The organism is Halomonas sp. SL18_1 (genome assembly GCF_055755715.1).
Window position 1 is genome coordinate 2,303,895 of record NZ_JBVTRK010000001.1, and the last position, 25,471, is coordinate 2,329,365.

Annotated in this window: 16 protein-coding genes and 8 pseudogenes; 18 read left to right on the forward strand and 6 right to left on the reverse strand. The window is 66.8% G+C overall.

The annotated features are described in order from the left end of the window. Positions 1-92: 92 nt before the first annotated feature. Positions 93-368 (reverse strand): GrxA family glutaredoxin, encoded by a 276-nt coding sequence (locus ACSJDS_RS11725; RefSeq protein ID WP_473033432.1) that lies wholly within the window; start codon positions 366-368, stop codon positions 93-95. Between the two features lie 106 nt (positions 369-474). Then, a pseudogene (locus tag ACSJDS_RS11730) lies at positions 475-1,295 on the reverse strand (inositol monophosphatase family protein). Between the two features lie 98 nt (positions 1,296-1,393). On the opposite strand from ACSJDS_RS11730, the gene hybE reads away from it, so the two are divergent. Beyond that, a complete protein-coding gene (hybE, locus tag ACSJDS_RS11735; RefSeq protein ID WP_473033433.1) occupies positions 1,394-1,828 on the forward strand; it encodes a [NiFe]-hydrogenase assembly chaperone HybE in 435 nt (144 codons plus the stop codon). Positions 1,829-1,920: 92 nt separating this feature from the next. Continuing rightward, positions 1,921-2,694, forward strand: coding sequence for a 3-hydroxybutyrate dehydrogenase (locus ACSJDS_RS11740; protein WP_473033434.1), 774 nt, complete (start codon positions 1,921-1,923; stop codon positions 2,692-2,694). 94 nt (positions 2,695-2,788) lie between these two features. Here the strand turns inward: ACSJDS_RS11740 and ACSJDS_RS11745 are convergent, their stop codons facing one another. Both ACSJDS_RS11745 and ACSJDS_RS11750 read right to left on the reverse strand, forming a co-directional pair. Beyond that, complete coding sequence (locus ACSJDS_RS11745; RefSeq protein WP_473033435.1) at positions 2,789-3,328, reverse strand: response regulator transcription factor; 540 nt, start codon at positions 3,326-3,328, stop codon at positions 2,789-2,791. 24 nt (positions 3,329-3,352) lie between these two features. Beyond that, positions 3,353-4,614, reverse strand: a pseudogene (locus tag ACSJDS_RS11750) (ATP-binding protein). Between the two features lie 192 nt (positions 4,615-4,806). Here ACSJDS_RS11750 and ACSJDS_RS11755 point away from each other — a divergent pair. The 8 genes and pseudogenes from ACSJDS_RS11755 (at position 4,807) to ACSJDS_RS11790 (ending at position 14,111) form a co-directional block, all read left to right on the forward strand. Continuing rightward, the gene (locus tag ACSJDS_RS11755) at positions 4,807-5,424 is read left to right on the forward strand and encodes an NADH-quinone oxidoreductase subunit NuoE family protein (protein WP_473033436.1); all 618 of its coding nucleotides are present in this window, start codon (positions 4,807-4,809) and stop codon (positions 5,422-5,424) included. Then, on the forward strand, positions 5,421-6,524 hold the full coding sequence (locus ACSJDS_RS11760) for a complex I 51 kDa subunit family protein (RefSeq protein ID WP_473033437.1): 1,104 nt from the start codon (positions 5,421-5,423) through the stop codon (positions 6,522-6,524). The genes ACSJDS_RS11755 and ACSJDS_RS11760 overlap by 4 nt, the downstream gene beginning before the upstream one ends. A gap of 4 nt (positions 6,525-6,528) precedes the next feature. Further along, positions 6,529-7,209, forward strand: coding sequence for a 2Fe-2S iron-sulfur cluster-binding protein (locus ACSJDS_RS11765; protein ID WP_473033438.1), 681 nt, complete (start codon positions 6,529-6,531; stop codon positions 7,207-7,209). Continuing rightward, the gene (gene fdhF / locus ACSJDS_RS11770) at positions 7,164-9,341 is read left to right on the forward strand and encodes a formate dehydrogenase subunit alpha (RefSeq protein ID WP_473033439.1); all 2,178 of its coding nucleotides are present in this window, start codon (positions 7,164-7,166) and stop codon (positions 9,339-9,341) included. The genes ACSJDS_RS11765 and fdhF overlap by 46 nt, the downstream gene beginning before the upstream one ends. A gap of 345 nt (positions 9,342-9,686) precedes the next feature. Next, a pseudogene (locus ACSJDS_RS11775) lies at positions 9,687-9,988 on the forward strand (methylenetetrahydrofolate reductase C-terminal domain-containing protein). Further along, complete coding sequence (locus ACSJDS_RS11780; RefSeq protein ID WP_473033440.1) at positions 9,985-11,184, forward strand: methylenetetrahydrofolate reductase; 1,200 nt, start codon at positions 9,985-9,987, stop codon at positions 11,182-11,184. The pseudogene ACSJDS_RS11775 and the gene ACSJDS_RS11780 overlap by 4 nt, the downstream one beginning before the upstream one ends. A gap of 16 nt (positions 11,185-11,200) precedes the next feature. Next, entirely contained in the window at positions 11,201-12,790 is a 1,590-nt protein-coding gene (prfC, locus tag ACSJDS_RS11785) for a peptide chain release factor 3 (RefSeq protein ID WP_473033441.1), read from the forward strand. Positions 12,791-13,320: 530 nt separating this feature from the next. After that, positions 13,321-14,111, forward strand: a pseudogene (locus ACSJDS_RS11790) (TatD family hydrolase). Between the two features lie 147 nt (positions 14,112-14,258). On the opposite strand, the gene ygfZ reads toward ACSJDS_RS11790, so the two are convergent. Then, positions 14,259-15,164, reverse strand: coding sequence for a CAF17-like 4Fe-4S cluster assembly/insertion protein YgfZ (gene ygfZ, locus ACSJDS_RS11795; protein ID WP_473033443.1), 906 nt, complete (start codon positions 15,162-15,164; stop codon positions 14,259-14,261). A gap of 153 nt (positions 15,165-15,317) precedes the next feature. On the opposite strand from ygfZ, the gene ACSJDS_RS11800 reads away from it, so the two are divergent. From ACSJDS_RS11800 to ACSJDS_RS11830, 7 genes and pseudogenes are all read left to right on the forward strand, one after another. After that, on the forward strand, positions 15,318-15,515 hold the full coding sequence (locus tag ACSJDS_RS11800) for a hypothetical protein (protein WP_473033445.1): 198 nt from the start codon (positions 15,318-15,320) through the stop codon (positions 15,513-15,515). Then, positions 15,516-15,923 carry an OsmC family protein gene (locus ACSJDS_RS11805; protein WP_473033447.1) on the forward strand — a complete coding sequence of 136 codons (408 nt, stop codon included), beginning with the start codon at positions 15,516-15,518 and terminating at the stop codon, positions 15,921-15,923. It begins immediately after the preceding gene. Positions 15,924-15,962: 39 nt separating this feature from the next. Then, positions 15,963-17,983 (forward strand): annotated as a pseudogene (uvrB, locus tag ACSJDS_RS11810) (excinuclease ABC subunit UvrB). 196 nt (positions 17,984-18,179) lie between these two features. Continuing rightward, entirely contained in the window at positions 18,180-19,004 is an 825-nt protein-coding gene (nei, locus tag ACSJDS_RS11815; RefSeq protein ID WP_473033449.1) for an endonuclease VIII, read from the forward strand. A gap of 176 nt (positions 19,005-19,180) precedes the next feature. After that, positions 19,181-20,685, forward strand: a pseudogene (locus ACSJDS_RS11820) (fumarate hydratase). A 151-nt stretch (positions 20,686-20,836) separates the two neighbouring features. Further along, positions 20,837-22,255 carry a cardiolipin synthase gene (cls, locus tag ACSJDS_RS11825; RefSeq protein ID WP_473033450.1) on the forward strand — a complete coding sequence of 473 codons (1,419 nt, stop codon included), beginning with the start codon at positions 20,837-20,839 and terminating at the stop codon, positions 22,253-22,255. Positions 22,256-22,379: 124 nt separating this feature from the next. Then, entirely contained in the window at positions 22,380-23,297 is a 918-nt protein-coding gene (locus tag ACSJDS_RS11830; protein ID WP_473033452.1) for a LysR substrate-binding domain-containing protein, read from the forward strand. A gap of 52 nt (positions 23,298-23,349) precedes the next feature. Here the strand turns inward: ACSJDS_RS11830 and ACSJDS_RS11835 are convergent. Next, a pseudogene (locus ACSJDS_RS11835) lies at positions 23,350-24,425 on the reverse strand (bifunctional nicotinamide-nucleotide adenylyltransferase/Nudix hydroxylase). A 107-nt stretch (positions 24,426-24,532) separates the two neighbouring features. On the opposite strand from ACSJDS_RS11835, the pseudogene ACSJDS_RS11840 reads away from it, so the two are divergent. Next, a pseudogene (locus ACSJDS_RS11840) lies at positions 24,533-25,461 on the forward strand (YihY/virulence factor BrkB family protein). Positions 25,462-25,471 lie beyond the last annotated feature (10 nt).

Consider the following 25,471-nt stretch of genomic DNA (forward strand, 5'->3'; position numbering starts at 1 on the left):
ACCTAAGTATAGGGCGTGGCGGCGAGAGGCTTTCAACGGGGGAACGACGCTTAGGGGGTTGGGGCCGCCCGACGGCGGCCCGGCACGGGGCGTCAGTCGGTGGTGGCGGGGGCCAGCAGGGCCTGCTCGCGGACGTACTGATCGAATTCGGTAAAGCCGCCCACATGGGTCTGGTCGACGAAGATCTGCGGCACCGTCGTCACCGGCTTGCCGATGGTTTTCTCCATGTCGGCCTTGGTGATGCCCTCGGCATGGATGTCCACGTAGCGGTGGCCCTGAATGGCACCGGCGCCTTCCAGTCGTTCGGCCAGCGCCTGGGCACGGACGCAGAAGGGGCAGCCGGGACGGCCGAAGATCACGACGAACATGGCGGTTCTCCTTGCGAATTCATTCGCCGCATTGTGACCGATCGCGCCAGCCGCCGCCAATAGCGGCACGCTAGCGCGGCCATTGCGGTGGGCTATGCGGTGGGCCTCAGAGGTCGGCCAGCTCGTTGGCATCGGCAGCGCGCAGCAGCTCACCCAGCTCGGCATGAATTTCGGGTCCCCGACCAGCAGGTTCTCCCCGTAGAGATCGTCGGGGATGCCCTTGGGGCAGGGGTAGAGATGGCCGGCGCGGGCCCCGGCTTCGCGGGCGATCAGCCAGCCGGCGGCGAAGTCCCATGGAGACACACTTTCATAGTAGGCATCGAGGCGTCCGCAGGCCACGTCGCACAGGTCCAAGGCGGCGGAGCCGTTGCGTCGTACATCCTGGCAGTGGGCGAGCACCGCCATCAGTCGGCGCATGAGCGGGGGGCGGCTGTCGCGGCGATAGGGGAAGCCGGTGCCGATGAGACAGCGCTGCAGATCGGTGGTGCGGCTGGCGTGGATCGGTTGATCGTTGCACCAGGCACCTTGCCCGAGCAGGGCGCTGAAGGTTTCGCCGAGGAAGGGGGCATGCACCACGCCCAGTCGCGTCTTGCCCTCGCTGAACCAGGCGATGGAGACCGCGACATGGTGCAGTCCATGAGCGAAGTTGACGGTGCCGTCGATCGGGTCGATCACCCAGAGATCGTCGCCCCGGCTCAGCACCTCGCGATCCGGCGCAAGCTCCTCGCTCAGTCGCGTCTCGCCGGGCAGGTGGGCGTCCAGCCGTTCACCGATCAGGGTGTCGATCTCCATGTCCACGTCGGTGACCAGCTCCTGGCCGTGCTTGTAGCGGTGGCCGAAGACCTGGCGGTGACGGGCGTCGATGATGCGCTCGCCGGCTTCCCTGGCAATCGTGACGGCAAGCTCGAGGCGCTGTTGCGGTGTCATGGGCATTCCTCGTCGCGGGGGAACTGCCAGAATAGCAGTCGCGAGGCGGCCTTGCCGGAAGGGGCGCTCGACAATTGTCAGTCATCAGAGGAGGCGTCATGCAGGCCCCGAGCCCAGAGCAGTACGAACGGCTACGCGAACTCGCCGCGGCCTGGCAGCGCCAGCAGGGGCGCGACATGAAAGCGGCGCCGCACTATAACCCGAGGCTCAGCGTCGACGCGCTCTGCTTTCAGCGCTGGTCGTTCACGGACGTGGACGACTACCTGGTCGGCGCCCTGGTCGCACCGGTGTCGCTATCGCTGGTGCTGGTGCCGGTGGACCCGGGAAGCCCGGCGCCACTCAGCGATGAGCGCAGGCGCTTTGCACTGCCCTCGGGTCGTTACGAGTTCCTGGTGGAAAGACTCGAGTCGTCGCTGTGGCTGTGGCGCTGCGAGCTGTTGGACGACCTCTCCGATCTGGGCTCACGCCAGGAGGCGAGCCGACTGGCTCAGCGTCTGATGGACCGAGTGATGGCGCCAGCGCCCGCGCAATGAGGCTGGTGTCATCGCCGACCTGGGCTTATGCTGGCTCTGTTCTGCAGGGCTGGGAGCGGCCCTGACTCATCGGTGAGCACGAGGAGGTGTTAATGTCGAATGCAACGACCGCCGCGCCGCGAGTTGCCCTGGTAACCGGCACTGCCAGCGGCATCGGAGAAGCCGTGGTGGGCCATTTTCGCGAACTGGGGTATCAGGTGCTGGCGGTGGACTTCAATGAGCAGGCCCGCGAGAAGGCGGACGCCGTTGGCGCGGCCTTCTTTCAAGCCGACCTGACCGACGGTGACGCCTGCAAGGCTGCGGTGGCGGAGGCAATCAAGCGCTTCGAGCGCGTGGATATCCTGGTCAACAACGCCGGCATCCAGCACGTGTCGCCCATCGAGGACTTCCCTGAGGCCAAGTGGCGCCAGATTCTCGACCTGATGCTCACTGCCCCCTTCCTGCTCAGCCAGGCCGCCTGGCCGTCGATGCGCGCCAACGGCTGGGGCCGCATCATTAATATCGCCTCGGTGCACGCCCAGGTGGCATCGCCCGGCAAATCGGCCTACATCAGCGCCAAGCACGGCATGATCGGGCTGACCAAGACGGCTGCTCTGGAGGGTGGGCCCCAGGGTATCACTGCCAATGCCGTCTGCCCGGCCTATGTGAAGACGCCTCTGGTCGACAACCAGATCGCCGATCAGGCGAAGCTCCACGGTATGGAGGAGCAGGCGGTGGTCGAGCAGATCATGCTGAAGAACGCCGCCGTCAAGCGGCTGATCCAGCCCCATGAGGTGGCCGAACTGGTGGCCTATCTCGCCTCTGACGCCGCCGGTGCAGTGACCGGCTCGAGCTTCAATATCGACCTTGGCTGGACGGCCCAATGACCCGGCTTCGCCGGGAGCTATAAGCTTTAAGCTGTAAGAAAAACCGACGTCACTGGCCAGGCCGGTGGCAACTTCTCGGCTTACGGCTTACGGCTTACCGCCGCACCGGTCGCTTCTGCAGCTTGCGCTGCAGTGTGCGCCGGTGCATCCCCAGGGCGCGGGCCGTGGCGGAGATATTGCCGTCGTGCTCCTGCAGCACCTTCTGGATATGCTCCCAGGCGATGCGGTTGATCGAAGGCGGATTGTCGGCGACTTCGGCATCCGGGTCGCCTCCTTCGCGGCCCAGGGCGACCAGGATCTCCTCGGCGTCGGCCGGCTTGCACAGGTAGTTGACGGCGCCTAGCTTGATGGCCTCGACGGCGGTGGCGATGCTTGAGTAGCCGGTCAGCACCACCACGCGGCAGTTGGGGACCGCTTGCAGTAGCTCCGGCAGTAGTTTGAGCCCCGAGCTGTGCTCCAGCTTGAGATCCAGGGTCGCGAGCCCGGGGCGATGGCGGCGGGCCAGGGCCAGCGCCTGCTCGGCGTCGTGTGCCACCAGCACTTCGAACCCGCGTCTGGCCATGGCTCGCGACAGCACATGGCAGAACATCTCGTCGTCGTCGATGATCAGCAGGCGTGAATCGGCATCTTGCATGGCATCCTCGTCGGTTTGAGTGGCTCAGGCGGCACTGTGGGGGAGCGTCACTTCCGTCAGCGTACCCCCTCAGGATGATTATACAGGCTCACGCCGCCGCCGAATCGGTTGATCGTGGCGTGGGTGAGAAACAGCCCGATGCCCAGCCCCTTGCTCTTGGTGGAGACGAAGGTCTCGCCTAGCTGGTCGGCAATGGCCATGGCGACGCCCGGCCCATGATCGCGGATATCGATGGTCACCTCGTCGGCGGTCCAGTCCAAACGAATGCTGATGTCGTCGGGATTGGCGTCAGCGGCGTTGTTGAGCAGATTGGTCATGGCCTGGTCCAGGGTGGTGTCCACCGTCAGCCAAGGGATGCCTCGCTGGCCGACGATCTCAAGACGGTGGCTGACGTCCGGGCGCAGTACCAGCCAGCGCTGTACCACGCTGGCCAGCCAGTCGCGGGCGTCACGCCGCTCTGGCTCGGCCATGCGGCGCCGATCGGCGTGCTCCACCAGATGGCGGAGTCGCGACTTGCAGACATCGACCTGCTGGCGCAGCAGGTCGATGTCCTTCTCGAGCGCCGGGTCGCCGCGGGCATCCTCGCGCATCTCGCTGAGCAGTACCGCCATGGTGGACAGCGGCGTGCCCAGCTCATGGGCGGTGCCGGCCGCCTGGGTGGCCACTGCGACCACCTGTTCGTTGCGCAGGGCCGCCTCCCGGGTGCGCGACAGCGCCTGGTCGCGGTTGCGCAGCGCATGGGCCATCTTGTAGATGAAGAAGGTCACCAGCCCGGCCGACAGGCCGAAGTTGATCCACATGCCGAGGATATGCAGGTCAAATGGCGAGTTGCCTTGATGGGTCAGCTGGGGGACCGGATGGTAGGTCACCATCAGCAGGGTGTAGGCGGCCATGGCGGTGGCGGCGATGACCCAGGCGTGTCGCCAGGGCAGGGTGGCGGCGGCGATGGTCACCGGCACCAGATAGTAGTTGATGAAGGGGTTGGTAGAGCCGCCGGTGAAATAGAACAGCAGCGTCAGGCCCAGCACGTCGGCAAGCAGGTGAAAGACGTATTCCGTGTCGGTCACGACCCATTGGCGACCGAGGCGCCACCAGGTGAAGAGATTGATCAGGCCCATGCCGACGATGACCGCGATCACCGCCGCCAGCTGTAGGGCGAAATCGAGCAGTTCCACCCCGACGATGGTGGCGATCAGAAAACCGGTCCAGGTGATGCCGCGTACCAGGGTCAGGCGGACCAGGTTGCGACTGGGTGTCGACAGCGGCAGGGGCGGGGCGGCGGGCATACTGGCGTCCTGGTTCCGAGTGGCGGGTTGGCGACATGATAACCCCAGGAGCCCCTCGGGCTTAACGCCGATCTGCTGACGATTCGCGACGTCGTCAGGTGCCTGGCCCGGTCGGGTGGCGCACTCTGCTGGCCAGCCCCGGCGTGGCGTGCCACGCTCACTGTGACAGCCAGCGGATAGCGAGACCCCCTCATGAGCGCCCAGACTCCGCCCCCCCAACGCCGCCTGCGTGGCAGGCCCCGTGGCCGTGAGCTCGATCTCGACGAGCTCGCCGCGCTGCGCACCCTGCTGGGTGATGAGCGCACCCAGCCCGACCTTCGCCGGCGCGACCTTCTGATCGAGCACCTGCATGCCGTTCAGGATGCCCGTGGACATCTGCCGCTGTCGGCACTGCGCGCCCTGGCCGCCTACATGAACCTGCCCATGGCGGCGGTCTACGAGACGGCGACCTTCTACGCCCATTTCGATGTCATTCACGACGAGCAGGTGCCGCCGCCGGCCACCACCGTGCGCGTCTGCGACTCGCTCTCCTGCCAACTGGCCGGCGCGGCGGCCTTGAAGAGGGCGCTGGAGGCCGAAGTGGACCCGGCCGAGGTGCGGGTGGTGCGGGCCCCCTGCATGGGGCGCTGTGACACGGCGCCGGTGGTGGAGGTGGGGCATCGCCACCTGGGAAGCGCCACCCCCGAGGCGGTGGCGACGCTGCTTGAGGATGGCGAACGGCACCCCGAAGCCATCGCCTGGCCGCGTCTGGCGGCCTACCGCGAAGCGGGGGGTATCGCCTGCTGGAAGCCTGTCGGGCGGGAGAGGTGACGGTCGCGGCGCTGATGGCCGAGCTGGAACGGGCCAACCTGCGCGGCTTGGGTGGCGCGGGATTTCCCACCTTCAAGAAGTGGCACTTCGTGCGCCAGGAGGCGGGCCCCCGCTACTGCGTGATCAACGCCGACGAGGGAGAGCCCGGCACCTTCAAGGATCGCTATTTCCTTGAGCGCGAGCCGCATCGTTTCCTCGAAGGTGCGCTGGTCAGCGCCTGGGCGGTGGAGGCCTGCGTCCTCTATATCTACTTGCGGGACGAATATCCCGGTCTGCACCGGGTGTTACACCAGGCGATTGTCGAGCTGGAAGCGGCCGGCCTGGTCGCGCCTGGCTTCGTGGTGCTGCGCCGCGGCGCCGGCGCCTACATCTGCGGCGAGGAGTCGGCGCTGATCGAATCGCTGGAGGGAAAGCCCGGCAAGCCCCGCCACCGTCCGCCCTTCGTCGCCCAGAAGGGGCTCTTCGATCGGCCGACCCTGGTCAATAATGTGGAGACCGTCTACTGGATTCCGCTGATTCATGAGCGGGGAGCCGAGTGGTTCGCCGGCCAGGGGCGTCAGGGGCGGAAGGGCCTGCGCAGCTTCTCGGTGTCGGGACGGGTCAAGCGCCCGGGCGTGCACCTGGCGCCGGCCGGCATCACCCTCAACGAGCTGATTGAGGAGTATGGCGGCGGCATGGCCGAGGGACATCGCCTGGTGGGCTATCTGCCCGGCGGCGCCTCGGGAGGCGTTCTGCCGGCGACCAAGGCGGACATTCCGCTCGATTTCGACACCCTGCAGCCCCACGGCTGTTTCATCGGCTCCGCGGCGGTGATCGTGCTCTCGGATCGCGACGACCTGCGGGCGGTGGCCACCAACCTGCTGGCCTTCTTCGCCGACGAGTCCTGCGGCCAGTGCACGCCCTGCCGGGTCGGCAGCGAGAAGATGCTGGCGCTCCTCGAGCGCGAGAGCTGGGACGCCGCGGCCCTCGAGCGCCTTGCCCAGGTGATGATGGATGCCTCCATCTGCGGCCTTGGCCAGGCGGCGCCCAACCCGGTGCTGGGGCTGCTCAAGGATTTCCGCGGCGAGCTCGCCGCCCAGAACGTGATCGTCAAGGGGTGATGTCATGACCCAAGAACGCTTTACCCTGACCCTTGACGGTGTCGAGGTCGCCGCTCGCCGCGGGGAGACCCTTTGGCAGGTGGCCAAGCGCGCCGGCGAGACCATCCCGCACCTCTGTTTCAACGACGCTCCCGGCTACCGGGCCGACGGCAACTGCCGCGCCTGCATGGTGGAGATCGAAGGCGAGCGGGTGCTGGCCGCCAGCTGCCTGCGGGAGGCAGTCCCCGATATGGTGGTCAAGAGCGCCAGTTCCGAGCGCGCCCGGGTGGCCCGTGAAGGGGTGATGGAACTGCTCGCCGTGGATCAGCCCGAGCGCGACGCGAGCCCCGACCGCTCGAGCCACTTCTGGGCCATGGCCGACAGGCTCGCCGTGGATGCCTCGACGGTGCGCCGGTGGCTGCCCGGCCGCGACGAACGCGCCGCGCCGACCGTACACCATGTGGCGCCCCGCGAGGGCTCCCCGGTCCGGGACCGCTCGCACACCGCTATGGCGGTCAACCTCGAGGCCTGCATCGAGTGCAACCTCTGCGTGCGGGCCTGTCGTGAGGTGCAGGTCAACGACGTCATCGGCCTGGCCCACCGCGGCGCGGCATCGAAGATTGTCTTCGACTTCGATGACCCCATGGGGAGAGCACCTGCGTGGCCTGCGGCGAGTGCGTCCAGGCCTGCCCCACGGGCGCGCTGATGCCGGCCACCCTGGTGGATGCGCAAGGCCGAGGCGACGCCGCCGTGGCCGACCGTCAGGTCGACTCGGTGTGCCCCTACTGTGGGGTGGGCTGCCAGCTCAGCTACCACGTGAAGGATAACCGCATCCGCTTCGTCACGGGCAAGAACGGCCCGGCCAACCAGGGGCGACTCTGCGTGAAGGGGCGCTTCGGCTTCGATTATCCCAACCATCCGGCGCGCCTGACTCGCCCGCTGATCCGCCGCGACGGCGTGCCCAAGCGGCTCGACCCGGCCTTCGCCCCGGCCGAGCCGCTTACCCACTTCCGTGAGGCGAGCTGGGAGGAGGCGCTGGCCCTCGCCGCCCATGGGCTGGCCTCGCTCAAGGCCGCCCATGGGCCCGCCGCCCTGGCCGGCTTCGGCAGCGCCAAGTGCTCCAACGAGGAGGCCTGGCTGTTCCAGAAACTGGTGCGCACCGGCTTCGGTTCCAATAACGTCGACCACTGCACCCGGCTCTGCCATGCCAGCTCGGTGGCGGCGCTGATGGAGTGCATCGGCTCGGGGGCGGTGACCGCCTCCTTCATGCAGGCGGCCAACGCCGAGGTGGTAATCCTCACCGGCTGCAACCCGGCCATCAATCACCCGGTGGCGGCGACCTTCTTCAAGCAGGCGGCCAAGCGCGGTACGAAGTTCATCGTCATCGATCCCCGCGGCCAGGCGATGGATGCCTATGCGCACCGCCGCCTGCGCTTCACTCCCGGCACCGATGTCTCGCTGTTCAATGCCATGCTCAATGTCGTCGTCACCGAAGGGCTGCAGGACGACGCCTATATCGCCGAGCATACCGAGGGCTTCGCGGCCCTCAAGGCCCATGTGGCGGAGATGACACCCGAGGCCATGGCGCCGGTGTGCGGCGTCGACCCGGCCACGATTCGCGAGGTGGCACGGCTCTATGCCACCGCCGAGCGGGCCATGATCTTCTGGGGCATGGGGATCTCCCAGCACACCCACGGCACCGACAACGCCCGCTGCCTGATCTCGCTGGCGCTGGCCTGCGGCCACACCGGGCGCCCCGGTACCGGCCTGCATCCGCTGCGCGGTCAGAACAATGTCCAGGGGGCCTCCGATGCCGGGCTGATCCCGATGGTGCTGCCCGACTATCAACCCGTTGGCGATGCCCAGCTGCGTGCCGCGTTCGAGGCGTTATGGAACACCCTCCTCGATGAGACGCCGGGGCTCACCGTGGTGGAGATCGTCCACGCCATTCACGAGGGCACCGTGCGCGGGATGTACATCCTCGGCGAGAACCCGGCCATGTCCGACCCGGACCTGGAACATGCTCGCGCCGCTCTGGGCAAGCTCGAGCACCTGGTGGTGCAGGACCTCTTCGTAACCGAAACCGCCCAGTTCGCCGACGTCATCTTGCCGGCTTCCGCCTGGCCGGAGAAGGACGGCACCGTGACCAACACCAATCGCCAGGTGCAGCTCGGCCGCGCGGCGGTGCCGCTGCCCGGTGAGGCCAAGCCGGACTGGTGGATCATTCAGGAAATCGCCCGTCGCCTGGGCTTGGCCTGGGACTATGGGCACCCCCGGGAGGTGTTCGCTGAAATGAAGCGGGGTATGGCGTCGCTGGATCACATCAGCTGGGAGCGCCTGGTGTGCGAGACCTCGGTGACCTATCCCTGCGCGGCCGACGACGCGCCGGGAGACGATATCGTCTTCAGCGATGCCTTCCCCACCGCGAGTGGCCGGGCGACGTTCTCGCCGACGCTGCCGCTGCCCCCGGACGAGCCGATCGACGCCGATTACCCGGTAGTGCTCACCACCGGGCGACAGCTGGAGCACTGGCACACCGGGGCCATGACCCGACGTGCCCGGGTGCTCGACGACCTGGAGCCCGAAGCGGTGGCGACCCTGGCGCCGGGGGAGCTGCGGCGCCTGGGCGTGACGCCCGGCGAGGCGATCACCATCACCACCCGCCGCGGCGCCATCACCCTGGCCGCCCGGGTCGACCCGGCGATGCCCGAGGGCATGGTCTTCGTGCCATTCTGCTACGCCGAAGCGGCGGCCAACGTGCTGACCAACCCGGCGCTGGACCCCTTCGGCAAGATTCCAGAGTTCAAGTATGCCGCGGCGCGGCTGGCCAAGGCCTAGCGGCGCCCTGACACGCCGGGTGAGACGCCCAGCGACATCTCGGCGTCGCTCTCACCGATGTTGGCGGGGTGGCCGCTGCCTATTCTGCGGCTAACCAGCGCCTTGGTGGGGCAGCTGATTGGCTGGGTGGCTTGCCTGGCGCGGCCGCGTAAGAGGAGGAGCGCCATGTATCGGCTCCGTCAGTGGGTGGTCCGCCACTCCCGTCTCTTCGAGCGTTTGTACCGGCGCTTCGAACCGCTGCTGTTGCGGCTCGAGCCGCTGTGCCGAGGCGTGGGCTACCGGCGCCTGGAGCCGCCGGTTCGTGGCGTCGAAAAGGTCGTCAAGGGGGCGCTGTTCGACTGCCAGATGTGCGGCCACTGCGTACTCAGCGACACGGGGATGGCATGCCCCATGAACTGCCCAAGCAGATGCGTAACGGGCCCTGTGGCGGGGTGCGCAGTGACGGCCACTGCGAGGTGGTGCCGGAAATGAAGTGCGTCTGGGTCGAGGCGTGGGAGGGCAGCCGGCACATGCAGTACGGTGACCGCATCCAGGTGGTCCAGGCCCCGGTGGATCACCGCTTGATCGGCCGCTCCTCCTGGCTGGGCGTGATCCGTGAACGCGCCCGAGAGCGGCCGCACGACACAGACGTGGGGAGCCGGCTATGAAGTTCGACGACGAGCCGGTCCCCGGCTATTCGCTGCCGATCCTGCCGGGGCATGACTCGCCGGGGCGCTTCGAGCGGGTGCTGCGGGCGGGGAAGTTTGCCGTTACCAGCGAGATCGACCCGCCGGACTCCGCCGACCCGGCCGAGGTGCTCAAGCGAGCCGCTATCTTCGACGGCTACGTGGATGCCATCAACGCCACCGACGGCTCCGGTGCCAACTGCCATATGTCGAGCGTCGGCGTCTGCTCGCTGCTGACCCGGGTGGGCTATGCCACCATCCTGCAGATGTCGTGCCGCGACCGGAATCGCATCGCCATCCAGGGCGAACTGCTGGGGGCCGCCGCCATGGGCGCCTGCAACGTGCTCTGTCTGACCGGCGACGGCGTTCAGGCAGGCGACCACCCCCAGGCCAAGCCGGTATTCGACCTGGATTCGATGTCGCTGCTGGAGATCGCCCGTACCATGCGCGACGAGCACCGCTTCCAGAGCGGTCGTCCGATCGAGACGCCCCCGCGGCTGTTTCTCGGCGCGGCGGAGAACCCCTTCGTGCCACCCCACGATTGGCGGGCCGGACGCGTGGCCAAAAAGGCCGCCGCCGGGGCGCAGTTCATCCAGACCCAGTACTGTTTTGATGTGCCGCGACTGCGGGATTTCATGGCCCGGCTGGGGGACCTGGGCCTGCTGGAGGGCCCTCGGCGAGTCTTTGTCCTGCCGGGGATCGGCCCGCTGGCCTCGGCACGCAGCGCCCGCTGGATTCGCCGCCATGTGCCGGGAGTGTATATTCCCGATGCGGTGATCGCCCGCCTGGAGGGGGCCCGGGATCAGCGGGCCGAAGGCAAGCGGCTGTGCATCGAACTGCTGCAGCAGATCCGCGAGATCCCCGGGTCAGCGGCGCGCATATCATGGCCTACCGCCAGGAGCATACGGTGGCCGAGATCATCGACGCCACCGGCGTTCTCGAGGGGCGCACCCCCTGGTATCCCGGGCGCGACGACCCCGCTCAGCGTAACCCCGAATCCCCGGCGTCCGCCTGCGAGGCGCCGCCCGATCAGCCCCAGGATACCGAAGGGGTCTCCTGAGCGGGCATTGTCGCTGCGCTTGCGCTCGACTCGGCCCTACAACTGCCGGCCGGGAAGGCTTAGAATGCGCGCAATCCTTCATTCACGCGCGGTGCCGGCCGGGCCGGGACCGCACTGACGGCGACACAGACTTCATGTCGGAATCCTCCCTGGCCCGGGAAGTCGGGCTGCGTAGAACCTTCGCGATCATCTCCCACCCCGACGCGGGCAAGACCACCATCACCGAGAAGATGCTGCTGTTCGGCAATGCGATTCAGCTGGCCGGCTCGGTGAAGAGCAAGCGCGATGACCGCCACGCCACCTCCGACTGGATGAAGATGGAGCAGGAGCGGGGCATCTCGGTGACCACCTCGGTGATGCAGTTCCCCTACGGCGGCCGCATCGTCAACCTGCTCGACACCCCGGGCCACGAGGACTTCTCCGAGGACACCTACCGCACCCTTACCGCGGTGGATTCGGCGCTGATGGTGATCGACGGCGCCAAGGGCGTCGAGGCGCGCACCATCAAACTGATGGAGGTGTGCCGCCTGCGCACCACGCCGATCCTCACCTTCGTCAACAAGATGGACCGCGACATTCGTGACCCCATCGAGGTGATGGACGAGGTGGAGACGGTGCTCGACATCCAGTGCGCGCCCATGACCTGGCCCATCGGCATGGGACGCCACTTCAAGGGGGTCTATCACCTCTATAATGACGTGATCCACCTCTATACCCAGGGGCAGGGAAGCCGGATTCCCGATGACAAGCGCATCGAGGGGCTCAACAATCCCGAGGTCGATGCGCTGCTCGGCGAGGATGCCGCCGAGGAGTTGCGCATGGAGGTGGAGCTGGTGCGCGGCGCCTCCCACGAGTTCGACCTGGCGGCCTACCGGCGCGGCGAGCTCACCCCGGTCTACTTCGGGACCGCCATGGGCAACTTCGGCGTGCGCGAGATGCTCGACGGCTTCGTCGAATATGCGCCACCGCCCCAGCCGCGGGAGACCGACACCCGCAGCGTCGAGGCCACCGACGAGCGCTTCACCGGCTTCGTCTTCAAGATCCAGGCCAACATGGACCCGCGCCACCGTGACCGCATCGCCTTCCTGCGGGTCTGTTCCGGCAAGTACGAGAAGAACATGAAGATGCGCCATGTGCGGATCGGCAAGGACGTCAAGATCGCCGATGCGCTGACCTTCATGGCGTCCGACCGCTCCCACGTCGAGGAGGCCTGGCCGGGCGATATCATCGGGCTGCACAACCACGGCACCATCCAGATCGGCGACACCTTCACCCTGGGCGAGGACATGCGCTTCACCGGCATTCCCCACTTCGCGCCGGAGCTGTTCAAGCGGGTCCAGCTCAAGGACCCGCTCAAGCTCAAGGCGCTGCAGAAGGGCCTGCAGCAGCTCTCTGAGGAGGGCGCGACCCAGCTGTTCATGCCGCTGGATAACAACGACCTGATCCTCGGCGCCGTGGGGACCCTGCAGTTCGACGTGGTGGCCCACCGCCTCAAGGAGGAGTACAAGGTCGACTGCGTCTACGAGCCGGTCAACGTCAATACCGCCCGCTGGATCTACTGTGACGATGCCAAGAAGCTCGAGGAGTTCAAGCGCAAGGCCAGCGCCAACCTGGCCATGGACGGCGGCGGCTACCTGACCTACATCGCCCCGACCCGGGTCAATCTGCAGATGACCCAGGAGCGCTGGCCGGAGATCCGCTTTGCCGCCACCCGGGAGCATTGACCGTATCACACTAAGCCGGATCGCTCGGGTTGATCCGGCGGCGGGCCCCGGAGCGCCGGACCGACGAGGAGGCGCTGTGAACCCCTCCCTGGGCGCTACCGATGCCCTGCTGCGCTCTCGCGTCCCGCTCCACTTGCAGGTCCGGTGCTGGCCATCCATGGCCAGCCCGTTCGGAGGAATCCTCCTCACCCCTGGCGCAGGACCTCCTCTTCGGCCCGCCCCGGCACTCCTCTCTTCGAGCACTCAGCAAGGCTGAAGTTTTTGGTTCATCGCAGACTGGCGTGAAGTGGCTTTGTGGGAGGGACGGTTCGACGCCTCGACTTCAGCTCGCGAAGTAGCGCGAAGCGCTACCCAAGGGGCGCCTACGGCGCCTTCGTCGAACCGCCGGCAGAGCTGGCCTCTCACCTTGAAGCTTGGCAAACATGTTCACTATAAAGTGCGAAGAGCCAAGTTTTTTCCTTGTACCTTGCCCCTTGCCCCTTGCCCCTTGCCCCTTGCCCCTTGCCCCTTGCCCCTTGTAACTTCTACCCATGCTGATCGACGCCCACTGCCACCTGGATTTCCCCGACTTCGACGCCGACCGCGAGGCGATGTTCGAGCGGGCCCGGGCGGTGGGCGTCGCCCACTTCGTGGTGCCGGGCACCACCCGTGAGCGCTGGCCGGGGGTGCTGGCATTGGGCAGGCGCGACGATGTCAGCGTCTGCCTGGGACTGCATCCCTATTTCATGGATACCCACGTAGAGGGCGTCCTGGACGCCCTTGAGCAGGCCCTGGCGGCTCACTGCGGGGGCGTCTCACCCAGGGTCGTGGCGGTCGGCGAGTGTGGGATTGACGCCCGCCTCGAGGCGAGCCTGGACGCCCAGTGGGACTATTTCGATGCCCAGCTGCGCCTGGCCAAGGTCTACCGCCTGCCGGTGGTGATTCACTGCGTGCGCGCCAACGACCCGGTGGCCAAGCGGCTGCGCCAGCTCGACCTGCCGGCCGGCGGGCTGATCCACGCCTTCGCCGGCTCGCCCGAGCAGGCGCTTCGCTTTCTCGATCTGGGCTTCACGGTCGGGCTGGGGGCGCGGTGACCCACGAGCGCGCGAGGCGGCTGCATCGCGCGGTGGCCGCGCTGCCCGACGACGGCTATGTGCTGGAGACCGATAGCCCCGACATGCCGCTGGCCGGCCGCCGTGGCGAGCGCAATGAGCCCGCCAGGATCGCCGAGGTGGCCCGGGTGGTGGCGGCACATCGCGGCCAGGCAGTGGAGGACGTGGCGGCGCATAGCACCGCCACGGCCCGACGGCTGTTCGGGGTCGAGGGCGAGGCGTCGCGCTAGGCGCGTTACCTCGAGGTCGCCAGCTGCTCCGGATCCAGGCGCTCGATGGGGTAGGGCAGCTTCAGTTGCTTGAGCTGCTGGCCAGCGACCTGGAGGGGGCCGGTGTCGTCCTTCTGCGTCAGGACGGCAAGGATCTCGGGTTGACCATCAGGCGTCGAGCTCGGCGGCGACTACCTCACCTCGGGACTTGTCATTTTCGTCAGTCACCGCGGCCCCCAGGACGGGCAGGGTGTCGCCCTCCAGCTGGGCCCGCACCAGGCGTTTCTTGACCTGGCCGCGGAAGTGGGCACGGGCCACGACCTCCTGGCCGGTGTAGCACCCCTTCTTGAAGCTGATCCCGCCTAGCGCCTCCCAGTTGAGCATCTGCGGGAGCAGCGCATCGCGATGATGAGGCGTCAGCCAGGCCAGGCCGGCCTGGATGTCGTGCAGGCACCAGACGGCGTTGCCCACTGGGGCTGCCTGAGCGGTGAGCTGGCTGAAGGCCTCGATGGCACGCTCGCTTGGCAGGCAGGCCAGCAGGCGTGGGCGGGTGCCAGGATGGGCCAGCAGCTGAATGTCACCCTGGCTGATCTGGTGCCAGATTGCCGGTGGCACGGCGTCGAAGCGCACCTCGCCCAGCGCCAACGCTTCGCGGCCGATCAGGCCGATGAGCGCGAGGTCGTCGCGGACCTTGAGTTCAGTCTTATAGAAGGCGGCAAACTTGCCCAGGTGCTCGGCCAGGGGGGCCACCAGTCCGCGATGCATCAGCAGCCGGTAGTGCTCCGGCGCCACCTGCATCAGCTGGGCGTTGGCGAGCATGCGCCCCTTGGGGGTGCAGAAGCAGGTCAGAGGGGCGAAGTCTCCGTCGGCGAGATCGACCTGGGCGCTGGCCTGGCCCTGGAGGAAGCGTGCCGCATCGGTGCCGATCACGTCGAGAACACCGAGGTGAACGAGGGGAGCGACCACGGTGCCCTCGAGGGCCTGTCGGGCCGGGCTGCTGCCTTCCTGGGCAGTCGGGAATTCGACGCGATCATCCACGCGCCGGCCGCCCAGGGCGTCAATCCAGTCACTCATACCGTTGGCTCCAGCTGGTTCGCTTTGAGATAAGGGGAATCGTTATCAATGACTGTTATGCGGGCGGTGGGCGGGGATTGCAAGCGGCTGCCTCGCTCGCCATGCCCGTGCTAGACTCGCTGCTTTATTGGTTTGCCAGATCAGGAGGCCCGCATGGCCCATCAGTCGCTCAGTTTTCGGGGGGTCGAGAATGCCGAACAGGTCAATCGCATTACCACCGCCCTGATGATGCTCGACGGCGTCGAGAGTGCCGAAGTGGGGCGGCACGGCGCCGAAGTGGAGGGCCGGGTGCGCCGTGAGGCGCTGATCGAGGCGGTGAAGTCCCTGAAACTCGGCATCGAGGTGGAATAGATGACCATTCGGATCGTCACGGAGCATAACGGCCGCTATCGCCAGCGGGTGGACATTGAGGGCTTCGAGGATCTGTTCGTCGACGTGCCCAAGCCCTACGGCGGCGACGGCACGGCGCCGGACCCGCATGACTATTTCGATCTGTCCTTGGGGGCCTGCAAGGCGATCACCGCCCAGATGTATGCCCGACGCAAGGAGTGGCCGCTGGACGGGGTCAGCGTCACCGTGAAGCGTGATGAACGCGACGAGGCCAAAGGCGTCTATCGTCTCGAGGTGTACATGATCTTCCACGGCATCGATGACCCGGCCCAGCGTGCACGGCTCGAGGAGATCAGCCACAAGTGTCCGATTCATCGCCTGATGACCACCTCCACGGTGGAGATCACCACGCGCAGCGACCTGGGCTGAGCGCGCCGCTGCCGGCCTCTGCCCCATCCAGGAGCCACCATGAGCAAGCCCTTTCGCCTGCAGTCGAACTTTCAGCCGGCCGGCGACCAGCCCGACGCCATTGCCGGCTTGGTCGGCGGCCTTGAGTCGGGGCTCGCGCATCAGACGCTGCTGGGGGTGACCGGCTCGGGCAAGACCTTCACCATGGCCAACGTGGTGCAGACCCTGCAGCGCCCGACCATCGTCATGGCGCCCAACAAGACCCTGGCGGCCCAGCTCTACGGCGAGTTCAAGGCGTTCTTCCCCGACAACGCCGTGGAGTATTTCGTCTCCTACTACGATTACTACCAGCCCGAGGCCTATGTCCCCGCGTCGGACACCTTCATCGAGAAGGACGCCTCCATCAACGACCATATCGAGCAGATGCGCCTGTCCGCCACCAAGGCGCTGCTGGAGCGTCGCGATGCGCTGATCGTGGTCTCGGTGTCGGCGATCTACGGCCTGGGCGACCCCGACCAGTACCTGAAGATGCGCCTGCACTTCACCCGCGGTGAGCTGATCGACCAGCGCGCCTTCCTGCGCCGCCTGGCGGAACTGCAGTACACCCGCAACGACATGGACTTCAAGCGCGGCACCTATCGGGTGCGGGGCGATGTCATCGACATCTATCCGGCGGACTCCGACGAGGAGGCGGTTCGCGTCGAGCTCTTCGACGACGAGATCGATGGGATCAGCCTGTTCGATCCGTTGACCGGCGAGGTGCGGGGCAAGGTGCCGCGCATGACCATCTACCCCAAGTCGCACTACGTCACGCCGCGGGAGACGATCCTGGGGGCGATCGATGAGATCAAGGCGGAACTGGCGGATCGCCTGGCCTGGCTGCGCCAGCACGACCGGCTGGTGGAGGCTCAGCGCCTGGAGCAGCGGACCCTCTACGATATCGAGATGATGCTGGAGCTGGGCTACTGCAACGGCATCGAGAACTACTCGCGCTATCTCTCCGGACGCAATCCCGGCGAGCCGCCGCCCACCTTCTTCGACTACCTGCCCGACGACGCCCTGCTGTTCATCGACGAGAGCCACGTTAGCGTTCCCCAGGTGGGTGGCATGTACAAGGGCGACCGCTCCCGGAAGGAGACCCTGGTGGAGTACGGCTTCCGGCTGCCGTCGGCCCTGGACAACCGCCCCATGACCTTCCAGGAGTGGGAGCGCATCTCTCCCCAGACGATCTTCGTCTCCGCGACGCCGGGCCCCTACGAGGCCGAGCACGCGGGTCAGGTGGTGGAGCAGGTGGTACGGCCCACCGGGCTGCTCGACCCGGAGCTCGAGGTGCGCCCCGCCAGCACCCAGGTGGACGACCTGCTCTCGGAGATTCGCCTGCGTGCGGAGGTGGGCGAACGGGTGCTGGTGACGACGCTGACCAAGCGCATGGCGGAGGACCTCACCGAGTACCTGGATGAGCACGATGTGCGGGTGCGCTACCTGCACTCCGATATCGATACCGTGGAGCGGGTGGAGATCATCCGCGACCTTCGCCTGGGCAAGTTCGACGTGCTGGTGGGCATCAACCTGCTGCGCGAGGGGCTCGATATTCCCGAGGTCTCGCTGGTGGCGATCCTGGACGCCGACAAGGAGGGCTTCCTGCGCAACGAGCGCTCGCTGATCCAGACCATCGGCCGGGCGGCGCGTAACGCCCACGGCAAGGCGATTCTCTACGGCGATCGGGTGACCGACTCCATGCGTCGCGCCATGGACGAGACCGAGCGGCGCCGCGCCAAGCAGATTGCCCACAACGAGAAGCACGGCATCACGCCGACCACCGTGACCCGCTCGGTGGCCGATATCATGGAAGCCGCCCAGGCTCCGGGGAAGAAGGGCAAGGGGCGGCGCAGCGAGCGCAAGGTGGCCGAGGGGGCCGCCGTCTACGACCCCGCCTCGCTGTCCCCGCCGACCTGGCCAAGGAACTGTCGCGGGTGGAGGATGCCATGTTCGAGGCGGCCCAGAACCTGGAGTTCGAGGAGGCGGCCAGGCTGCGCGACCGGCTGCATGAGCTCAAGGAGCGGCAGCTGGCGCTGGGGTAGGCATCGTTGATTGTCTGCTGCGCTCGCCACGGAGCGAGGGGCGCCGGGGCAGGCCGAAGAGGAGGTCCGATTCCAGGGAAGGAAATCGGTAGCGTACAGGGAAGTATTTACAGCGCCTCCTCATAGGCCTGTCCGCGGATCAGCCCCGAGCGGGCCATGATCGCCGGATTCGTTGCTGAGAACGTAAGGAAAAGGGATGCCCGAAGGCCCTGAGATCCGCCGTGCCGCCGACCGGGTGCACGAACAGTTGGCCGGCCGCCGTCTGGACCATGTCTGGTTCGCCTTTCCCGAGCTGGCGCCGGAGGCGGCCGGGCTGGTGGGGCGCGAGGTCACGGCGGTGGACAGCTGGGGCAAGGCGCTGCTGACTCGCTTCGACGACGGTCGGGTGCTCTACTCCCACAACCAGCTCTACGGCGTCTGGAAGCTCCACGACGCCGAGCGCGAGCCGGATACCGAGCGCTCGCTGCGGGTCCGGCTGGTGGCCGAGGGCAGGGCGGCAAGTCTCTATAGCGCCTCGGACGTTTCGCTGTGGCAGGCCGAGCGGCTGTCGGAGCATCCATTTCTCTCCCGTCTCGGCCCCGACCTGCTCACCCACGGCGTCACGGTAGAGCAGGCCATGGCACGCCTCCAGCAACCGAGGTTCCAGCGCCGAGGCCTGGGCGGGCTGCTCCTGGATCAGGCGCTGTTTGCCGGGGTCGGCAACTATCTGCGCTCCGAGATTCTCTTCTTCGCCGGCCTCCACCATAAGGCACGACCCCTCGAGCTGGACGAGGCGGCGCTTGCCCGGCTGGCCCGCAGCCTGCTTGGGATTACCCGGCAGGCCTACGAACAGGCGGGGGTGACCAATCGTGGCGACTGGGCCAAGGCCGAGCGGGCGCGGGGCGCGTCTTTCCGGCGCTGGCGCTTCGCCGTGTTCGAACGCGATGGCCTGCCTTGCCACGCCTGCGGAGCCGCCGTCGAGCGGCGAAGGGTCGCGTCGCGGCGGCTGTATCGCTGCCCGGTCTGTCAGCCAGGCTGCTAGCGGTGTTTTATACCGTTATCTATCCCGGCCAAATCGCTACGCATACGACCTTGGCGGCAAGACGCTGTCGACAAAGAGGGGATAGGGCAGAATCCGCCCCCGTTCGAGCCCGCCGTGCCGGCCGTGAAGTCGCCTCGAGAGCGGGCATGCCGACAATGCCGAGGAGTTCCTTGCCCATGACCGTGATCCGCCAGGACGATCTGATCGACAGCGTCGCCGATGCGCTGCAGTACATCTCCTACTACCATCCCAAGGACTTCATCGACGCCATGGCGGCCGCCTATGAGCGCGAAGAGAATTCCGCGGCCAAGGACGCCATCGCCCAGATCCTGATCAACTCGCGGATGTGCGCCACGGGGCACCGCCCGATCTGCCAGGACACCGGTATCGTCACCGTCTTCGTGCACGTGGGGATGAACGTGCGCTTCGAAGCGGACATGAGCCTCGACGATATGATCAACGAGGGGGTGCGTCGCGCCTATCAACTGCCCGACAACGTGCTGCGTGCCTCGGTACTGGCCGACCCGGACGGCGCCCGCAAGAACACCGGCGACAACACCCCGGCGGTGATCCATCACAAGATCGTCCCCGGTGACACCGTCGAGGTCCATGTGGCCGCCAAGGGGGGCGGCAGCGAGGCGAAGTCCAAGTTCGCCATGCTCAACCCCTCCGACAACGTGGTCGACTGGGTGCTGGAGCAGCTGCCCAAGATGGGCGCCGGCTGGTGCCCGCCCGGCATGCTCGGCATCGGCATCGGCGGTACCGCCGAGAAGGCCATGGAGATCGCCAAGGAGGCGCTGCTCGACCCCATCGACATCCAGGAACTTCAGGCCCGTGGCCCGTCCAATCGTGCCGAGGAGCTGCGCCTGGAGCTGTTTGACAAGGTCAACAAGAGCGGCATCGGCGCCCAGGGCCTGGGCGGGCTGACCACGGTGCTCGATATCAAGGTCAAGGACTACCCGACCCACGCCGCCAACAAGCCGGTGGCGATCATCCCCAACTGCGCCGCGACCCGCCACGCCCACTTCACCCTGGACGGCTCTGGTCCCGCTGCGCTGCCGGCGCCGAAGCTGGAGGACTGGCCGGAGATCACACGCGAGGCGGGGGCAACGTCAAGCGCGTCGACCTCGACAGCGTGACCCCGGAAGAGGTGCAGAGCTGGCAGCCCGGTGACACCCTGCTGCTCAACGGCAAGCTGCTCACGGGCCGCGATGCCGCCCACAAGCGCATGGTGGACATGATCGCCAAGGGCGAGCCGCTGCCCGTGGACATGAAGGGGCGCTTCATCTATTACGTGGGGCCGGTGGACCCGGTGGGCGACGAGGTGGTCGGCCCGGCCGGCCCCACCACCGCCACCCGCATGGACAAGTTCACCCGTACCATGCTGGAGGAGACCGGCCTGCTGGGCATGGTGGGCAAGGCCGAGCGCGGCCCCGCCGCCATCGAGGCGATCCGTGACAACCGGGCGGTCTACCTGATGGCCGTGGGCGGCTCCGCCTACCTGGTGGCCCAGGCCATCAAGAAGTCTCGGGTGGTGGGCTTCGAGGATCTCGGCATGGAGGCGATCTACGAGTTCGAGGTGGAGGACATGCCGGTCACCGTGGCGGTGGACAGTCAGGGCACCTCGGTGCACCAGACCGGCCCGGCCAAGTGGAAGGAGATCATCGCCGAGCGGGCCTGATCTGACGGCCAGTCTGCGAGGAGAAGGACCCCCTCTGCGACTTGTCCCTCGCTTTCCGTAACGGTGATAGTCGACGGAACGGCCCCGCCATCTGGCGGGGCCGCGGCGGTTTGGGGTATGCTGTAGAACGCTGTTTTTTCAGGGAGAGAACATGGCATCCTGGCTGTTCGGGCTGGTGATTTTCCTGGTTCATGTGCTGGGGTTCATATCGGCGGGGCTGGCGCTGATGTCCAGCCGTACCTCCCAGGGCGCCGTGGCCTGGATCATTTCCCTGGTGACGCTTCCCTACCTGGCGGTGCCGGCCTACTGGATCTTCGGCCGGCCGCGCTTCTATGGTTACGTCTCCGCTCGAGGCGAGCGCGACACCGTGCTGCGCCGGGTTCTGGCGCGCTACCGCGAGCTGGTCGAGCCCTACCTGGCGCATGCGCGGGATCCGGACATCCGAGCCGTCGAGCAGCTGGCGATGATGCCGCTGACCAGCGGCAATCGCGCTCAGCTGCTGATCGACGGGCAAGCGACCTTCGACAGTATCTTCGCCGGCATCGACGCCGCCGAGGACTATGTGCTCGTGCAGTTCTTCATCGTGCGTAATGACGCCCTGGGCATGCGCCTCAAGGAGCATCTGGAACGGGCCACCGAGCGCGGGGTGCGGGTCTACTTCCTTTACGACGAGGTGGGGAGCCGCAAGCTGCCGGAAGGCTATCTGCGCGATCTCGCCGAGGTCGGTGTGGAAGTGACCGCGTTTCGCTCGTCCCGGGGCTTCAAGCATCGCTTCCAGCTCAATTTCCGCAACCACCGCAAGGTGCTGGTGGTGGACGGCAAGGAGGGCTGGCTCGGCGGTTTCAACGTGGGGGTCGAATATCTCGGTCAGCATCCTCGCCATGGCCCCTGGCGCGACACTCACCTGAAGCTCACCGGGCCTAGCGTGCTAGGCCTGCAGGAGGCCTTCTGGGAGGATTGGCACTGGGCGACTGGCGAGGTGATCTGGCTCTGCTGGGAGCCCCAGACGACCTGCGTGGAGTGTCAGAACGTGGTGATCGTGCCCTCCGGTCCTGCCGATCGGCAGGAGACGGCGAGCCTGCTGGTGCAGCACGCCATTCACAGCGCCCATGAGCGGCTGTGGGTGACCAGCCCCTACTTCGTGCCCGATCAGGGGGTGCAGGATGCCCTGCGGCTGGCTGCCATGCGCGGCGTCGACGTGCGCATCATGATTCCCGAGCACCCGGACCACCTGCTGGTCTATCTCTCGGCGTTCTCCTTCCTGCCGGATATGGTGCGGGCCGGGGTCAAGGTGTATCGCTACCAGCCGGGCTTTTTGCACCAGAAGGTGATGCTGATCGATGACAGCGCCGCCAGCGTTGGCACGGTGAATCTGGACAACCGCTCCTTCCGGCTCAATTTCGAGATCACCGCCTTCATTCCCGACCGTCGCTTCGCCGCCGAAGTGAGGCTGATGCTCGAGCGGGATTTTGCCGCGTGTCGCCGGATCGGCTATGACGAGCTGCAAAATCGCGCCCTGTGGCGCAAGCTGGTCTCCCGAGCGGCCTATCTGACCTCGCCGATCCAGTAGCCGCTTGGGTTCGCATCGTCGCTGGGGTACATTAGTGCCTGCCAAAACGGACCGTTCTGCTGCCATCAATCGGCACGCCAAGCACGGTCTTGCTGTGAATCAACGCCTGTCATCGGGAGCCGCGGTGAACCTCGAGACCAAATGGCTGGAAGACTTCGTTGCCCTGGCCAATACGCGCAGTTTTTCGGCTTCGGCCCGCCAGCGACATGTCACCCAGCCGGCCTTCAGTCGTCGCATCCGCTCGCTGGAGCAGGCGGTGGGGGTAACCCTGGTGGATCGCTCCACCACCCCCATCAATCTCACGCCGGAAGGGCAGCTGTTTTTGATCACCGCGCGTAATCTGGTGGAGCAGCTCAACGAGTGTCTGGGCCATCTGCGCGGTGTCTCCATGGCCCGTGAAGCGCTGGATATCGTCGCGGCGCACTCCCTGGCATTGAGCTTTTATCCGCAGTGGATCTCGCGTCTCCAGGAGGGGCTGGGGGAGTTGCCGACGCGCCTGGTGGCGATGAACGTCGGCGAAGCCATCCATGTGCTACGCGAAGGCAACTGCGACCTGATGCTCGCCTATCACGACCAGCACGCCACCATGCAGCTCGATGCCGAGGTCTTCCCCTCCTTTTCCATCGGCCAGGTCAAGATGCTGCCGGTCAGCCTGCCGGACGACAGCGGGCGACCCCGTTTCAGCCTCGACAGCCAGGCGCCGATTCCCTACCTCGCCTATACCCAGGGGGCCTTCCTGGGGCGCAGCGTGCGCATGGTGCTGAAGAACGACCCGCTGCGGCTCCGACTGCGAACCGTCTACGAAACGGCCATGGCCGAGGGGCTGAAGGGGATGGTGATGCAGGGGGTAGGGCTGGCCTGGATTCCCGACTTCTGCATACGCGAGGAGCTCAACAGCGGCCGGCTGGTCCGGGCCGGCGACGAGAAGTGGGACGTGCCGCTGGAGATCCGTCTGTATCGCTGTTCGCTGGTTCACAAGCCGGGTGTCGAGAAGCTGTGGCGACAGATGCAGAAGCTGCCGCGCGATTTTCTCCAAGCGTGAGAAGAAAGGGGCTCTTGCTGCGCTCGCGAGACAGGCTCCTGCTTTTGCCGTGCTATATCCCGCCGAAATCGGCCGGCAGCCCGAGGAAGTTCTGAATGATGAAGAAGTGGTCCTCGAACAGGCTCTCGGGTTCGAGCTCTGCCAGGGGCACCCAACGGGCGTGATCGCCCCCCTTGACCGGCTTGAGTCGGGGGAGCTGCTGGTCGGGGCGCAGGGCGAAGTAGAAAGCTTCGGCCAGGGTTCGGCCCCGCCAGCTGCGGTGGGGCTCGTCGAACAGCCGCTGACCGCGCAGCGACCCCTTGAGTACTGGCTCCGGCACCTTGAGGCGCACCCGTTCACGCAGCTCCCGCAGGCAAGCATCCAGCAGCCGCTCATGGGGGTTGATGAAGCCGCCGGGCAGGGCAAGCAGCCCCTTGCCGGGGGCTGCCGTGCGCCGCACCAGCAGCACATGGCCCGACTGCACGACCACCGCGTTGACGGTCACGAAGATGGGCGGGTAGGGCGCCTGGGCCCAGGCCTGGCGGTACTGTTCCAGCAGCTGCTGCTCTTCCAGCAGCTGGCGATGGGCATCGCCATCGACGAACTGACGTAGCGCGGTGCAGACACCGGGCGGTAAATCGTGAGTCGCCCCGGTGCTCAGGTAGTCGGCGGCCGATGAAGCGGAGCGAAACAGCCGCTCGCGAATCTGGCTGGCGGAAATGCCCTCGACCAGCGGCACGCTTGCCGACTCCCACTGGGGAACAGCGACAGGTAGTAGCTCGACTGACCGCGACTGGCGCCGATCAGGCCGATGCGCGGCAGGCGGGCATGATGGTGGCCGGCGATGTCGCGCACCTTGCGCTGCACGTCGCGTACCCAAACATCGTCGTTGTAGAGGGCGTCGAGCAGCGGCACGATCGCCAGGCGCGCATTCTCTTCGTCGTCGAAGCAGCCGCGCAGCATGGCCTGGCGCTCGTCGAAGCGCCAGGGGTTGCGCAGCGAGCGCGCCTGCCAGGCGGAGCCGACCAGCACGATGACCTGGCGGGCATGGCGCAGTGCTTCGTTGATGACCGCCAGGTGTCCAAGGTGGGGCGGCTGAAAACGGCCGATGAAGACCAGGCAGTCGAAATCGGGCGTGGGGGCGGGCATCGGCGGATCCTTCGCTGGCGGCTCGGGGTGCCCATTATGGTCGGGGCTCTGTGGGGCTGCAATCCAGGACAAGCAGCTCGCGCCTGAATCGCATATGCTCAGACGGGATGCTTAACGAACAGGGAGGTGGTGTGCGAAAGCGTGGATGGCAATTCTGGTGGCAGGTGACGCGCGATGCCGTGAATCAGTGGCTGGAGCGCAACGCCTTCAGCTATGCCGGTTCGCTGGCGTTCTACACCCTCTTCTCGCTGGCTCCCACCATCATCATTGCGGTCACGGTGATTGGCGTGGTGCTGGGCGAGGATGCGGCCCAGGGGCAGATCGTCGCTCAGCTCCAGGGGACGCTGGGCGAAGAGGCGGCCCGGGCCATCGAGCAGACCGTGGCGGCGTCACGGATCGAGGAGAGCGGTCTGCTGCCGACGCTGCTCGGGGTCGGGGCCCTGGTGGTGGGGGCCACCACGGTCTTTGCCCAGATGCAGTTCTCGCTCAATACCCTCTGGGGAGTGACCGCCAAGCCCAGCAGCAACAGCCTGCTGGTCTTTCTCAAGAATCGCCTGCTGTCTCTGGCCGTGGTGCTGGCGATCGGTTTCATCCTGCTGGTGTCGCTGGTGCTCGGCGTGCTGGTGCGCGCTATGCTCCATGCTGGCGATGAGCTGGTGCCCTTCATCGGCCTGCTTGGCACCGGCGCCGAGTTTCTGATTTCGCTGCTCATGGTGGCACTGCTGTTCGCCACCATCTTCAAGGTGTTGCCCGATGTGGTGCTGGGCTGGCGAGACGTTTTGGTGGGGGCGGTGGTAACGGCGCTGCTGTTTTCCGTGGGGCGCAGCGTGATCGCCGCCTACCTGGCCTATACGGCCACGGCGTCCGCCTACGGGGCGGCGGGGTCGGTGGTGATGGTGCTGCTGTGGGTCTACTATTCGTCCCTCATTCTCCTGTTTGGCGCGGCCTTTACCCGCAGCCACCTGCTGGCCCGGGGGCGCGAGATCGTCCCCGCAGTACTGCGGTGGTGGTCCGTCGCGAGCTGCTGGGAGAATGACGACTTCGGG

What these genes read in the sequence shown, in the direction of transcription:
- ACSJDS_RS11780 (WP_473033440.1), top strand. Translation starts at nt 9,985, where the DNA reads ATGAAGTTCGACGACGAGCCGGTCCCCGGCTATTCGCTGCCGATCCTG.
- nei (WP_473033449.1), top strand. Translation starts at nt 18,180, where the DNA reads ATGCCCGAAGGCCCTGAGATCCGCCGTGCCGCCGACCGGGTGCACGAA.
- ygfZ (WP_473033443.1), bottom strand. Translation starts at nt 15,164, where the DNA reads ATGAGTGACTGGATTGACGCCCTGGGCGGCCGGCGCGTGGATGATCGC.
- ACSJDS_RS11725 (WP_473033432.1), bottom strand. Translation starts at nt 368, where the DNA reads ATGTTCGTCGTGATCTTCGGCCGTCCCGGCTGCCCCTTCTGCGTCCGT.
- hybE (WP_473033433.1), top strand. Translation starts at nt 1,394, where the DNA reads ATGCAGGCCCCGAGCCCAGAGCAGTACGAACGGCTACGCGAACTCGCC.
- ACSJDS_RS11800 (WP_473033445.1), top strand. Translation starts at nt 15,318, where the DNA reads ATGGCCCATCAGTCGCTCAGTTTTCGGGGGGTCGAGAATGCCGAACAG.
- ACSJDS_RS11755 (WP_473033436.1), top strand. Translation starts at nt 4,807, where the DNA reads ATGAGCGCCCAGACTCCGCCCCCCCAACGCCGCCTGCGTGGCAGGCCC.
- prfC (WP_473033441.1), top strand. Translation starts at nt 11,201, where the DNA reads ATGTCGGAATCCTCCCTGGCCCGGGAAGTCGGGCTGCGTAGAACCTTC.
- ACSJDS_RS11745 (WP_473033435.1), bottom strand. Translation starts at nt 3,328, where the DNA reads ATGCAAGATGCCGATTCACGCCTGCTGATCATCGACGACGACGAGATG.
- ACSJDS_RS11740 (WP_473033434.1), top strand. Translation starts at nt 1,921, where the DNA reads ATGTCGAATGCAACGACCGCCGCGCCGCGAGTTGCCCTGGTAACCGGC.
- ACSJDS_RS11805 (WP_473033447.1), top strand. Translation starts at nt 15,516, where the DNA reads ATGACCATTCGGATCGTCACGGAGCATAACGGCCGCTATCGCCAGCGG.
- cls (WP_473033450.1), top strand. Translation starts at nt 20,837, where the DNA reads ATGGCATCCTGGCTGTTCGGGCTGGTGATTTTCCTGGTTCATGTGCTG.
- ACSJDS_RS11765 (WP_473033438.1), top strand. Translation starts at nt 6,529, where the DNA reads ATGACCCAAGAACGCTTTACCCTGACCCTTGACGGTGTCGAGGTCGCC.